12 protein-coding genes are annotated in these 13,066 nt (G+C 71.0%); 10 read left to right on the top strand and 2 right to left on the bottom strand.

What is annotated here, in order from left to right; all coding sequences use genetic code 11:
• The first annotated feature begins 73 nt into the window (after window positions 1–73).
• The 4 genes from radC (at window position 74) to GI374_RS19220 (ending at window position 4,697) form a co-directional block, all read left to right on the top strand.
• A complete protein-coding gene (radC, locus tag GI374_RS10850) occupies window positions 74–850 on the top strand; it encodes a DNA repair protein RadC (protein ID WP_154337100.1) in 777 nt (258 codons plus the stop codon).
• 275 nt (window positions 851–1,125) lie between these two features.
• On the top strand, window positions 1,126–1,710 hold the full coding sequence (gene petA / locus GI374_RS10845) for a ubiquinol-cytochrome c reductase iron-sulfur subunit (RefSeq protein ID WP_370515284.1): 585 nt from the start codon (window positions 1,126–1,128) through the stop codon (window positions 1,708–1,710).
• A gap of 10 nt (window positions 1,711–1,720) precedes the next feature.
• The gene (gene petB / locus GI374_RS10840; protein WP_154337099.1) at window positions 1,721–3,043 is read left to right on the top strand and encodes a cytochrome b; all 1,323 of its coding nucleotides are present in this window, start codon (window positions 1,721–1,723) and stop codon (window positions 3,041–3,043) included.
• A gap of 847 nt (window positions 3,044–3,890) precedes the next feature.
• Window positions 3,891–4,697 (top strand): cytochrome c1, encoded by an 807-nt coding sequence (locus tag GI374_RS19220; protein ID WP_370515302.1) that lies wholly within the window; start codon window positions 3,891–3,893, stop codon window positions 4,695–4,697.
• A gap of 193 nt (window positions 4,698–4,890) precedes the next feature.
• Here GI374_RS19220 and aroC read toward each other — a convergent pair whose 3' ends face one another.
• Both aroC and GI374_RS10825 read right to left on the bottom strand, forming a co-directional pair.
• On the bottom strand, window positions 4,891–5,991 hold the full coding sequence (gene aroC / locus GI374_RS10830) for a chorismate synthase (RefSeq protein ID WP_154337097.1): 1,101 nt from the start codon (window positions 5,989–5,991) through the stop codon (window positions 4,891–4,893).
• A gap of 73 nt (window positions 5,992–6,064) precedes the next feature.
• Window positions 6,065–6,856: an ABC transporter permease gene (locus GI374_RS10825; RefSeq protein ID WP_229583105.1), complete on the bottom strand. Its 792-nt coding sequence runs from the start codon at window positions 6,854–6,856 to the stop codon at window positions 6,065–6,067.
• A 164-nt stretch (window positions 6,857–7,020) separates the two neighbouring features.
• On the opposite strand from GI374_RS10825, the gene cysQ reads away from it, so the two are divergent.
• From cysQ to GI374_RS10795, 6 genes are all read left to right on the top strand, one after another.
• Window positions 7,021–7,815, top strand: coding sequence for a 3'(2'),5'-bisphosphate nucleotidase CysQ (gene cysQ, locus GI374_RS10820; protein WP_154337095.1), 795 nt, complete (start codon window positions 7,021–7,023; stop codon window positions 7,813–7,815).
• A gap of 5 nt (window positions 7,816–7,820) precedes the next feature.
• Window positions 7,821–8,621, top strand: coding sequence for a 3-deoxy-manno-octulosonate cytidylyltransferase (locus GI374_RS10815; protein WP_154337094.1), 801 nt, complete (start codon window positions 7,821–7,823; stop codon window positions 8,619–8,621).
• The gene (locus GI374_RS10810; RefSeq protein ID WP_154337093.1) at window positions 8,618–9,850 is read left to right on the top strand and encodes a glycosyltransferase; all 1,233 of its coding nucleotides are present in this window, start codon (window positions 8,618–8,620) and stop codon (window positions 9,848–9,850) included. Before GI374_RS10815 ends, GI374_RS10810 begins: the two co-directional genes overlap by 4 nt.
• A 78-nt stretch (window positions 9,851–9,928) precedes the next feature.
• Window positions 9,929–10,828 carry a UTP--glucose-1-phosphate uridylyltransferase gene (locus GI374_RS10805; protein WP_154337092.1) on the top strand — a complete coding sequence of 300 codons (900 nt, stop codon included), beginning with the start codon at window positions 9,929–9,931 and terminating at the stop codon, window positions 10,826–10,828.
• Between the two features lie 5 nt (window positions 10,829–10,833).
• On the top strand, window positions 10,834–11,832 hold the full coding sequence (galE, locus tag GI374_RS10800; protein WP_154337091.1) for a UDP-glucose 4-epimerase GalE: 999 nt from the start codon (window positions 10,834–10,836) through the stop codon (window positions 11,830–11,832).
• 7 nt (window positions 11,833–11,839) lie between these two features.
• A complete protein-coding gene (locus tag GI374_RS10795; RefSeq protein WP_370515283.1) occupies window positions 11,840–13,063 on the top strand; it encodes a glycosyltransferase family 4 protein in 1,224 nt (407 codons plus the stop codon).
• The last annotated feature ends 3 nt before the right edge of the window (window positions 13,064–13,066 follow it).

The following is a 13,066-nucleotide window of genomic DNA, read 5'->3' as shown; positions in this document are numbered from 1 at the left end:
GGGGGCGGCCGGCTCAACCGCCGCGCCATACAGTTTAACCCTTCCTTCACCCCTCCCGGCGCAGACTGCACCCATGTCCGCGAATCGCGCCTTCGCCGAAGCCCCGCTGCCGCTCCTCCTCCCCGGAGGGGCGGAGGACGAGGCACCGTTGCCCCTCAAGCCGGGCCGCAGCCCGCCGCCCTCCTACATCGCCGACCACCGCGCCCGCCTGCGCGAGCGCTTCATGACCGGCGGCGCCGACGCGATGCCGGACTACGAACTGCTGGAACTGGTCCTCTTCCGTGCCATTCCGCGGCAGGACGTGAAGCCGCTCGCCCGTCGGCTCCTCGACGCGTTCGGCGATTTCAACGCCGTCCTCTCGGCCACGCCAACGCGGCTCGACGCCATTCCGGGCGTCGGCCCGGCCGTCATTCAGGAGCTGAAGATCGTCGAGGCGGCCGCCCGGCGGCTCGCCCGCGCGCGGGTTCTCAGGCGGCCGGTGCTGACCAGCTGGCAGGCGCTGCTCGACTACTGCCAGGCCGCCATGGCGCATGGCGAGATCGAGCAGTTTCGGGTCCTCTTTCTCGACCGCAAGAACGTGCTCGTCGCCGACGAGGCGCAGGGGCGGGGAACCGTGGACCATGTCCCGGTCTATCCGCGCGAGATTGTGCGCCGCGCGCTGGAGCTGAACGCCTCGGCCCTGATCCTCGTCCACAACCACCCCTCGGGGGACCCGACCCCCTCGGCGGCGGATGTCGAGATGACCGGGCGGGTGCGCGACGCGGCCGCGGTGATGGGAATCACGCTGCACGATCATCTGGTGATCGGCCGCGGGCGGGAGGTGAGTTTCAGGGCGGCAGGGCTGCTCTGAGCCGCCCGGCAGGCGCCTGCCGCGTCGTCTGGCGCGGCCGGGGCGCTTATTCGCCTGCCGAAGGCCGGCGCGGCCGCGGCGCGGGGCTGCGCCGCGCGCGGGAACCGACCGCGGCGCAATTCCCACATCTGCGGCAACTTGCGCGCGATCCTGCGTCTCCGGCCGCTGGACTGACGCGGAATTGACCGCTAGAACCGCGACGGCAAGGGCGCCCCCCCGTGGTGGCGCCGTCAGCATATCGGCCCGCGTCCGGGCCCGAATGGAGAACCGAGCCCGTGTCCCATGTCGACGACACCCATGGAGGCCCGCACGCCGAACCCGAAGGCACGCGGCGCGACTTCCTCTATTACGCCACCGCCGGCGCCGGCGCGGTCGCCGCCGGAGCCTCGGCCTGGGTGCTGATCGACCAGATGAATCCCTCGGCCGACGTGCAGGCGCTCAGCTCGATCATGGTCGACATCTCGGCGGTCGAGCCGGGCACCCAGCTGACGGTCAAGTGGCTCGGCAAGCCGGTCTTCATCCGCCGCCGCACCGAGGACGAGATCGCCGCGGCCCGCGCCGACGATGACGCGGCGCTCATCGACCCGCTGTCGCAGAACCCCAACAAGCCCGACACCAACGCCGACGACATCAACCGCACGCTGGACGAAGCCGGCGAGTGGCTGGTCATGATCGGCGTCTGCACCCATCTCGGCTGCGTCCCGATCGGCAACGGCGCCGGCGATTACGGCGGCTGGTTCTGCCCCTGCCATGGCAGCCACTACGACACCGCAGGCCGCATCCGCCGCGGTCCCGCGCCGCAGAACCTCATCATCCCCGTCGCGGCCTTCGCCGACGACACCACCATCCAGCTGGGCTGAGGAGGCCAGGATGTCGGGTATCCCGCACGACCACTACGAGCCCCGCACCCGCTTCGAGCGCTGGCTGCACCGGCGTCTGCCGATCGTCGAGCTCGTCGTCGACTTCGTCACCCTGCCGACCCCCAGGAACCTCAACTGGTGGTGGATCTGGGGGATCGTTCTGACCTTCTGTCTGGTGCTGCAGATCGCCACCGGCGTGGTCCTCGCGATGCACTACACGCCGCATGTCGACCTGGCCTTCGCGTCGGTCGAGCACATCATGCGCAACGTGAACGGCGGCCACATGCTGCGCTACCTGCATTCGAACGGGGCGTCGCTGTTCTTCCTCGCGGTCTACATCCACATCTTCCGCGGTCTCTACTACGGCGGCTACAAGGCCCCGCGCGAGGTGACCTGGATCATCGGGATGCTGATCTTCATCCTGATAATGGCGACCGCCTTCATGGGCTACGTGCTGCCCTGGGGCCAGATGTCGTTCTGGGGCGCGACCGTCATCACCGGCCTCTTTGGCGCCATTCCCGGCATCGGCCCGACGATCCAGACCTGGCTGCTGGGCGGCCCGGCGGTGGACAACGCCACGCTGAACCGCTTCTTCTCGCTGCACTACCTGCTGCCGCTGGTGCTCGCGGCCCTCGTGATCGTCCACTTCTGGGCCTTCCACTCGACCGGCAACAACAACCCGACCGGGGTCGAGGTGCGCCGCACCTCCAAGGCCGAGGCTAAGCGCGACACGGTGCCGTTCTGGCCGGGCTTCGTGATCAAGGACCTGTTCTACATGGTCATGATCCTGGTGGTCTTCTTCGCGGTGGTGGGCTTCATGCCGAACTTCCTCGGCCACCCGGACAACTACATCGAGGCCGATCCGCTGGTCACCCCCGCGCATATCGTGCCGGAGTGGTACTTCCTGCCCTTCTACGCGATCCTGCGCGCCTTCACCGCCGACGTCTGGGTGGTGATGGCCGTGAACTTCCTCAGCTTCGGCATCATCGACGCCAAGTTCTTCGGCGTGCTGGCGATGTTCGGCTCCATCATCGTGCTGGCGCTGGTCCCGTGGCTGGATACCAGCCGCGTGCGTTCGGGCCGCTACCGGCCGCAGTTCAAATGGTGGTTCTGGCTGCTGGTGATCGACTTCGTGGTGCTGACCTGGGCGGGCGCCATGCCGGCCGAGGGGATCTATCCCTACATCGCTCTGGCCGGATCGGCCTACTGGTTCGCCTATTTCCTCGTGATCATGCCGCTTCTGGGCATCTTCGAGCGGCCTGACCCAATGCCCTCGACGATCGAGGAAGACTTCAACGCCCGCTACGGCATCAGCGCGCACCCGGCCGAGTGAGGGAGAGCCGAGAATGACCCTGAAGACCACGACCCTCACCGCGGTTCTCGCGCTGGCCCTCGGCGCGCATGGCGCCGCGGCCCAGCAAACCCGGACCATCACCGTCCCGATCGGCGACGGCACGACGCAGGCGCAACAGGGCGACGGCTGGACCTTCGTGGCCACCCCCAAGGGCGGCGAGGCCGTCGCGGCCGAGGCGGTCGGCGCACCGCCGGCCACCGCGCCGGGGCAGCTGGTGCAGGCGCCCGCCGCTGGCGACGCGCTGTCCACCACCGGCACGACCGGACTCGCCCCCTCGCCAGCGCCGGGCGAGCCGCCGCTGGTCAGCCAGGAGGGCGGCGAGACCGCGCCGGGGGACGAGGCACCGGTCGCCACCGGCACAGCCGATCCGGCGAGCGACGCGCTCGTGAGCGAGCCGCAGCCGGGCACCGCGGACGCGCAGACGCCGCAGGGCGAAGCGCCGGTGGTCGGGGTCGAGGGCGAGGCGGATGCGACCGCGTCCGAAACCCAGCCCGCCGCCGACACCGCCGCGGCCGAGCCGGCAACGGATGCCGGGCTGGCCGAGCCGACGACCCCGCCGCCGGGCGGCGGACCGGCGGAGCCGGCTGCCATCGGGGGCCCCGATGAGCCTGCGACCGACACCGAGGCCGGCGCGGCGACCGCGCCTGCGGCCGAGGCCGGCGCGCAAGCCGGGGCCGAGCCTGCGGCGGAAGCTGCTACGACCGGCGAGCCGGTCGAGGGCTCCATCGCCGATGACGGCACCGCGGGCGAGGGCGAAGCCCCGGACGCCAGCGCGGCGCAGGAGGCGGGCAGCGATGAGGCCGAATCCGACGCCGAGGCGGCCGAGATGGGCGCCGACGGCACGGCGGTTGCCGAGCCCGGCCCCGAGGAGATCCAGGCCGCCGAGCCCGCGCCCGAGGAGCAGGAGGCGGCGCATCAGGAGATCACCGACGTCGCCTTCAGCTTCGAGGGTCCGTTCGGCCGCTTTGACCAGTTCCAGCTGCAGCGGGGCCTGCAGGTCTACACCGAGGTCTGCTCGGCCTGCCACGGGCTGCGCTATGTCCCGATCCGCACGCTCTCCGACCCCGGCGGCCCCGGCCTGCCCGAGGATCAGGTGCGCGCCTATGCCGCGATGTTGGAGATCGAGGACCCGGAAACGGGCGAGTTCCGGCCGCGGCTGCCGACCGACAACTTCCCCACCGTCGCGGGCGAGGGGATGGGGCCGGACCTCTCGGTCATGGCCAAGTCGCGGGCGGGCTTCCACGGGCCCTACGGCACCGGCCTCAACCAGCTCTTCAACGGCATGGGCGGGCCGGAATACATCTACTCGATCCTCACCCACTATACCGGCGAGGAGCAGGAGCAGGCGGGGTCGTTCTTCTACGAGAACACCACCTTCCCCGGCGGCCTGATCGCAATGGCGCCGCCGATCTTCGAGGAGGGCGTGACCTTTGCCGACGGCACCGCGGCCACGGTGGAGCAGCAGGCTGCGGACGTCGCCGCCTTCCTGATGTGGACCGCCGAGCCGAAAATGATGGCCCGCAAGCAGGCCGGCCTCGTGTCTGTGGTGTTCCTCGTCATCCTGACGGCGCTGCTCTACCTGACGAACAAGCGTATCTGGTGGTCGATCAAGCACCCGGTGAAGCGCGACTGAGACGAGAGCCTGAGGCGTGAACGGGAACGGCGGTCCTTCGGGGCCGCCGTTTTTCGTCGGGCCCGCGGCCTCGCTTCACCGGAGTCAGCTTGTCAGGTTTCGCGCCGCCCCGACACGATTTCTCTGCGAGAAATCGAGAACCGATCCTTCGCAGAAGGATCGACGACCGAGGCTTCGGGTCCGTGGCCTCTTCTCAGCCGATCGCGCCCCGGCGCCCGCCGGTCTGCGCCCGGTCGAGCAGCAGGTGATCGAGGATCACGCAGGCCGCCATCGCCTCGGCCACCGGCACCGCGCGGATGCCGACGCAGGGGTCGTGGCGGCCTTTCGTCACCAGATCGACCTCCTCGCCGGCCGCCGTGATGCTGCGGCGCGGGGTCAGGATCGACGAGGTGGGCTTGACCGCGAAGCGGACGACGATGTCCTGCCCGGTCGAGATGCCGCCGAGGATGCCGCCCGCATGGTTCGACCGGAACTCCGGCCCGTGCGGCCCCATGCGGATCTCGTCGGCGTTCTCGGACCCGCGCAGGGCGGCGGCGGCCATGCCCTCGCCGATCTCGACCCCCTTGACGGCGTTGATCGACATCATCGCGGCGGCGAGGTCGGTGTCGAGCTTGGCATAGACCGGCGCGCCGAGGCCGGGGGGGCAGCCGCGCACCGTTACCTCGACGACCGCGCCGACTGAGTCCTGCGCCTTGCGGATGCCCTCGAGCGCCTCGGCCCATTCCGCCGCTGCGACCGGATCGGGGCAGAAGAGCGGGTTGCGGTCGATCTCACCGGCGTCGAAGCGCGCCCGGTCGATGCCGAGCGTTCCCATCCGCACCATGTAGCCGGTGATGCCCAGTCCCGGCGCCAGTTCCGCCAGCACCGCGCGGGCAACACCGCCTGCGGCCACCCGCGCCGCCGTCTCGCGGGCCGAGGAACGGCCGCCGCCGCGATAGTCGCGGTGGCCGTATTTCAGGTGATAGGTGATGTCGGCATGGCCCGGCCGGAAGCTGCGGGCGATCTCGCCATAGTCCTTCGACCGCTGGTCGGTATTCTCGATCATCAGCTGGATCGGCGTGCCGGTGGTGCGGCCCTCGAACACGCCCGAGAGGATGCGGACCGCGTCCGCCTCCTGGCGCTGCGTCGTCAGGCGCGACTGGCCGGGACGGCGGCGGTCGAGCCAGGGCTGGATCGCGGCCTCGTCGAGCGGGACCCCCGGCGGGGTGCCGTCCACCGTCGCGCCGAGCGCCGGCCCGTGGCTCTCGCCCCAGGTGGTGACGCGGAACACATGCCCGAAGCCGTTGACGCTCATTCCCGCAGCCCTCCGTCGTGCGCGCCCTGGGCTTTACGCGGGCGCGCGGCCGAGGTCCACGGGGAGGGCGGCCTCAGCGCGCCGCCGACCAGCTGGCCGATTCGTTCTGGCGGGACACGAACTCGCCCATCAGCCCGACCATCACCAGAGCGAGGGTGACATAGACCGGATACATGACCGAGGAGTGGTGCGGCGTGTAGTTGAGGAACACGAAGCCGCGGGTCTGGTCGATGATGTGGAACAGCGGGTTCCAGTCGAACCAGACAAGGATCGAGGCGGGCAGGGCGTTGGCGAGGAACATCTTGCCCGAGGCGATCATCTGCACCCGCTGGATCATCAGCGTGAGGATCTTCACCACCTCCGGCATCCACGGCCGCAGCGCCAGCAGCACGAGGCCGATCGCGCAGCCGTTGGCCCAGGCGAGAATCAGCATCCCAAGGCTGGCGACCGGGTGCTCGAAATAGAGGGGCTTGAAGAGGCTGTAGCCGCCGAGGATCACGAAGCAGGCGAACAAGGTGCGATAAAGCGAGGCGAGGGCCCCGGCGCTGATCACCACCGCGGTGTTCATCGGCCCGTGCTTCATGATCCCGCTGGCCCCGCTGCCGGCGCCGGCGACGGCGCCGATGGCGGAGGTGTGGGCCTGGAACATGAAGATGCCCGACATCACGAAAAGCAGGAAGTCGCCCCGGACGGGCGAGCTGCGGATGCCGAGCACGACGAACATCAGCATGAAGGCCACGACCATGATCACCGCCCGCGCCGCTTCCAGCAGAAGGCCGACCAGCGGGTTCTTGTTGGTCTTGCGCAGGTTGAACACCGCCACGGTATAGATCAGCCCCAGGGTCGAGCCCGCGGCTTCAAACATGTTTCGGTTGCGCTTCTGGACGAACATGCGGGGCGATCCGTAGGCTGGTCGGGGAGGGCGCGGCGCCGCGCCTTGCCCGCAGGGATGGCAGGGACCATAAGGGCTCAAGGCCCGTCATACAACGCGCGCGGGCCGCCGATCCTCGTGAGCGCAAGGAAAAGTCGATGGATTTTGAACGTCTGACGACCGAAATGCGGCGCCTCGCGCTCGCCGCCGGGGCGCGGATCATGGAGATCTACGAAGGCCCCGACTTCGCCGTGCGCGCCAAGAGCGACACCTCGCCCGTCACCGAGGCCGACGAGGCCGCCGACGCGCTGATCGCCGAGGGGTTGCGCGCCGCCTTCCCCGAGACGCCGCTCATCACCGAGGAGCAGGCCGCGACCCATGCCGCAGTGGGCGATACCTTCCTGATCGTCGATCCGCTCGACGGCACCAAGGAGTTCGTGCAGCGGCGCGGCGACTTCACCGTCAACATCGCCTATGTGCGCGACTCGAAGCCGCTGCGGGGCGTCGTCTATGCGCCCGCTAAGGGCCGGCTCTTCTACACCACGCCGGGCGGGCGGGCGGTCGAGGAGATCGGGCCGTTCGGCCCCGAGCCGGGTGCCACGCGCTTCATCGGCGTGAACCCGACGCCGGACAACCGCGGGCTGATGGTGGTCGCCTCGAAGTCGCATCGGGATCAGGCGACGGACGACTATATCGCCGGCTACGGCGTGCGCGGGCTGACCTCGGCCGGGAGTTCGCTGAAGTTCTGCCTCGTGGCCACGGGCGAGGCCGACCTCTATCCGCGCCTCGGGCGGACGATGGAGTGGGACACGGCGGCGGGCGACGCGATCCTTCGGGGGGCGGGCGGAAAGGTGGTGCGCTTCGACGGCCATCAGCCGCTCAGCTATGGCAAGCCCGGCTACGAAAACCCGTTCTTCATCGCCTATGCGCCCGGCGTGCTGCTGAAGGACTGACGCGGATGGGCGTCCTGATCGTCATTCCCGCGCGCCATGCGTCGAGCCGCTATCCGGGCAAGCCGCTGGCCAGCTTGCGCGGCGCGACGGGCGAGGCGCGCAGCCTGATCCGGCGCAGCTGGGACGCGGCGGTGGCGGTCGGCGGCGCGGATCGCGTGGTCGTGGCGACTGACGACGGCCGCATCCGCGAGCATGCTGAGGGGTTCGGGGCCGAGGTGGTCATGACCTCGGAGGCGTGCCGCAACGGCACCGAACGCTGCGCCGAGGCGGTGGCGGCGCTTGGGGCTTCGCCCGAGATCGTCGTCAACCTTCAGGGGGATGCGCCGCTGACGCCGCCCTGGTTCGTCGAGGAACTGGTCGCCGGCCTGCGCGCCGATCCGGCGGCCGAGGTCGCAACGCCGGTCCTGAACTGCACCGGCGCCATGCGGGCCGAACTGCTGGCCGACCGCGCCGCCGGCCGGGTCGGCGGCACCACGGCGGTGTTCGGCGCGGACCACGGCGCGCTCTATTTCTCGAAGGAAGTGATCCCCTTCGTGCCAGGCGCGGTGGCCGCGGATGCGCCCAGCCCGGTGTTCCACCACGTCGGCGTCTATGCCTACCGCCCCGAGCCGCTCGCCGCCTATGCCACTTGGCCCGAGGGACGGCTTGAGCGTCTGGAGGGACTGGAGCAACTGCGCTTCCTCGAGCATGGCCGCCGCGTCCTCTGCGTCGAGGTCGAGGCGCGGGGGCGGCAGTTCTGGGAGTTGAACAACCCCGAGGACGTGCTGAAGATCGAGGCCATGATGGCGGCGATGGGGATCGCGTGAGCCACGCCGCGGAGGCCATCGCGCTGTCGGTGGTCGTCGTCTCGCGCCACCGCCCGGCGGAGCTGGCCCTCTGCCTTGGCGCGCTCGCGCTGCAGGATCACAGGCCGCTGGAGGTGGTGCTGGTCGCGGACCCCGAGGGGCTTAAAGTCCGGCCCGACCTGCCGCTGAAGCGTATCGGCTTTGACGCGCCGAACATCTCCGCCGCCCGCAACGCCGGGATCGCCGCGGCGGCGGGCGCGGTCGTGGCCTTCATCGACGACGACGCGGTGGCCGAGCCGACCTGGGCCGGCCGGCTCGCCGCGGCCTTTCGCGACCCGGAGGTGATCGCCGCGACCGGCTGGACCCTCGGCCCATGGGGCCGCAGATGGCAGGTCCGCGCCGAGGCGATCACGCCGCGCGGGCCGGTGCCGCTGCCGATCGAGGGCCAGGCGACGCGCCTCTACCGCCCCGCCGACGGGACCGTTCTCTCGACCCTCGGCACCAACTGCGTCTTCCGCCGCCACACGCTCATCGCCATCGGCGGCTTCGATCCGGCCTTCCCCTGGCATCTCGACGAGAGCGACCTGAACCTGCGCCTCGCCGCCGCCTTTCCGCACGCCGCGTCCGCCCTCGTTCCCCGCGCGCGCGTCACGCATGGCAGCGCGCCGAGCGCCCGGCGCGATGCGGCGAGGGTGCCGCGGGACCTCACCCGGATCGGCCGGTCGGAGGCGATCTTCGCGCGGCGGCATGGCGGCGAGGCGACGGGCGTCGTCGCGGTTCAGCGCCGGCGGCTGCTGAGGCACATGCTGGCCGGCCGGCTCGATCCGCAGCGCGTCGGCCCACTGCTGGCGAGCCTCGCGGCGGGGCTCGCCGAGGCCGCCGACCCGCCGCTGCCCGCGCCGCTTCCCGACGCCCCGCCGCCTGCCTTCCTGCCGCTGGCGACCCGGCCCCGCCCGCACCGGCTGATCGGCGGCTGGGCCTGGCACCGCCGCCGCCTGCGCGCCGCGGCGGCCGCAGCCGCGGCGGAGGGGGCGGCCGTCACGCTGCTGTTGCTGATTCCCGGAACCATGCCGCATCGACAACGATTCCACCCTGGCGGATGGTGGGAACAATCGGGCGGCGTCATGGGGCCGTCGAATCCCGATGATCCGCCGCTGATTGGGGGATCTCGCGCAGCACGGGAGCGGCGGGAATTTGCGCAACTTGAGGAATATCGAGCTTCCTCCCGCCAGCCGGAGGTTGCATCTTGAGCCGAAGCAGTCGAGGGATGCCGCGCCGCCGCGGGCGGCTCGTGGGCGTTAGTTTCGTGTCATTTCGAGGAGCCTGAGATGTCTCAGAAGGTTACGAAGGCCATCTTCCCCGTAGCCGGGCTCGGCACGCGGTTTTTGCCCGCGACCAAGAGCATCCCGAAGGAAATCATGACCCTCGTCGACCGGCCGTTGATCCAGTACGCGATCGACGAGGCGCGCGCGGCAGGGATCGAGGAGTTCATCTTCGTCACCTCGCGCGGCAAGGGCGCGCTCGAGGATTACTTCGACCATTCGCACGAGCTCGAGGCCAGCCTGAAGGCCCGCGGCAAGGCCGAACTGCTCAAGGTGCTGCAGGCAACCAACATGGATTCCGGCGCGATCGCCTATGTTCGCCAGCACAAGGCCCTCGGCCTCGGCCATGCGGTCTGGTGCGCGCGCCGCCTCATGGCGCCGGACGAGCCCTTCGCCGTGCTGCTGACCGACGACGTGATCCTGGGCGAGCCGCCCTGCCTGCAGCAGATGATCGAGGCTTATGCCGAGACCGGCGGCTCGATGGTGGCGACGATGGAGGTCGCGCCGGAGAAGACCTCCTCCTACGGCGTGCTCGACGTGGCCGAGGACATGGGCGCCATCGTCCGTGCGCGCGGCCTGGTCGAGAAGCCGCCGGCGGGCGCCGCGCCGTCGAACCTCGCGGTCATCGGCCGCTACATCCTCGCGCCGACGGTGATGCAGAACCTTCACCACACGCAGGAGGGCTCCGGCGGCGAGATCCAGCTGACCGATGCCATCGCCGACGAGCTGGCGGCCGGGCGCGACGTCTTCGGCCTGCGCTTCCGCGGGCAGCGCTATGACTGCGGCTCGAAGGCCGGGTTCCTGCAGGCGACGGTGGCCTTCGGCCTCGCGCGCGAGGACCTGCGTGACGAGTTTTCGGAATATCTCGACGACATCCGGGCCGCGACCTCGCGGGCGGCCGAGTAGGCACCATGCCGCAGAACGTCCTCGTCACCGGCGGCGCCGGCTATATCGGCTCGCATGCCTGCAAGGCGCTCGCCGCCGCGGGCTACGTGCCCGTGACCTACGATAATCTCTCGACCGGCTGGCGCGAGGCGGTGAAATACGGGCCGCTGGAGGAAGGCGACCTGATGGACCGCGCCCACCTCGACGCCGTCTTCGCGCGCCACCAGCCGGTTGCGGTCATGCATTTCGCGGCGCTGAGCCAGGTCGGCGAGGCAATGCGCGAGCCGGGCAAGTACTGGCGCGGCAATGTCGGCGCGTCGCTCTCGCTGATCGAGGCGGCCGTGGCGGCGGGCTGCCTCGACTTCGTCTTCAGCTCCACCTGCGCCACCTATGGCGACCATGACGGCGTGGTGCTGGACGAGCAGACCCCGCAGACGCCGCTGAACGCCTATGGCGCCAGCAAGCGCGCGATCGAGGACATGCTGAAGGATTTCGGCGCCTCGGACGGGCTGCGCTCGGTCGTCTTCCGCTATTTCAACGTCGCCGGGGCGGACCCGGAGGCGGAGGTGGGCGAGTTCCACGACCCGGAGACGCATCTGATCCCGCTGATCCTCGACGCGGTGGACGGCAAGCGGCCGGCGCTGACGATCCACGGCACCGATTATCCGACCCCGGACGGCACCTGCATCCGCGATTATGTGCATGTGATGGACCTCGTGGAGGCGCATGTGCTGGGCCTCGAATGGCTGCGCGGGCGCGAGTCGGCGCGCGGGGCGGAGGTGTTCTGCCTGGGGACCGGCTCGGGGTTTTCGGTGCGCGAGGTGATCGACCAGGCGAAGCTGGCGACCAACCGCCCCGTGCCCGTGACCGAGGGGCCGCGGCGCGAGGGCGATGCGGTGCAGCTCGTTTCCGGCAGCAAACGGGCGGGCGAGGTGCTGGGCTGGCAGGCGAAACGCTCGACCCTGCCGCAGATGATCGGCGATGCCTGGCGGTGGCACCAGACCGGCGGCTACGGCCGCGCCTGAGGCCGGCGTGATCCTCCTCGACGTGAGCCGGCTGATCTCGCGCCTCGGACAGGGGCCGCTCACCGGGATCGACCGGGTGGAGCGGGAGTGGCTCGAGGCGCTGCAGGGGCGCGACCACCGGCTGCTGGCGCGGGTGGTGCGACGGCAGTTGCTGCTGGGCCCGGAGGCGGGGGCGCTGCTGCTGCGGTGGCTGGACGCGCCCGAGGCGGTGCCGATGCCGCGCGGGCTGGTGGCGGCGCTTCGGCGGGTGCGGACGCCGAGGGCGCAGGCCGAGGAGGTGCTGGCCGGCATGGCGCTCGGCACCGGCGGCACGCGGGGCTTCGGGCTTGGCCGCGCGTTGCGGCGGCTGCCCGCGGGCAGCGCATGGCTGGCGGTCGGCCATGCCAACCTGCATCCCGGTCCGTGGCGGGCTATCGCCCCGCTGCGCAAGGCGGTGATGATCCACGACACGATCCCGCTGGATTTCCCGGAATACACCCGCGCCGGTCAGGACGCCGCCTTCGGGCGCCGGCTCGCGGCGGCGCTGACCCGGGCGGACCTGATCCTGACGGTTTCCGAGGCGACGCGCGCCGATGTGATCCGCTGCCGCGACCGCTTCGACATCGCCGCGCGGCCCGAGATCGTCGCCGCGCCCATCGGGACCACGCTGGCCGAACCCCGACCCGACGAGATACCGCCCGACCTGCCCCGCGACCGGCCGTTCTTCATCGCCCTCGGCACCATCGAGCCGCGCAAGAACCACGCGCTGCTGCTCGATGCCTGGGAACGGCTCGGTCCCGAACCGCCGCGCCTCCTGATCCTCGGCCGCCGGGGCTGGGAGAACGCGGCCGTGTTTGCCCGGCTCGACGCGCTGCCGCACCGCGGTCCGGTGATCGAGCGCGCGGGCCTCTCGGATGGCGCGGTCGCGGCGCTGATGGGCGAGGCGCGGGCGCTGCTGATGCCCTCGCATGCGGAAGGCTTCGGGATGCCGCTGGCCGAGGCGGCGGCGCGCGGGCTGCCGGTTCTCGCCACGCCGCTGCCCGCCGCGCGCGAGGTGCTCGGCTCACATGCAACCTGGCTCGACGCCGACGATCCCGGCGCCTGGGCGACCGAGATCGCCCGGCTGGCCGCCGCGCCGCCGCGCCGCGAGCCGGTTGCCATGCGGCCGTGGAGGGCGCATGTGGCGCAGATCATGCGGCTGCTCGGTCAGCCGGAAGAGGATGGAGGCCAGCCCGGTTGCCCCGCTGGTTGAGAC

It is taken from the genome of Paracoccus sp. S-4012 (assembly GCF_009674885.1).
In the GTDB taxonomy this organism is placed as follows: domain Bacteria; phylum Pseudomonadota; class Alphaproteobacteria; order Rhodobacterales; family Rhodobacteraceae; genus Paracoccus.
This window is presented reverse-complemented; position numbering and strand designations above follow the sequence as displayed.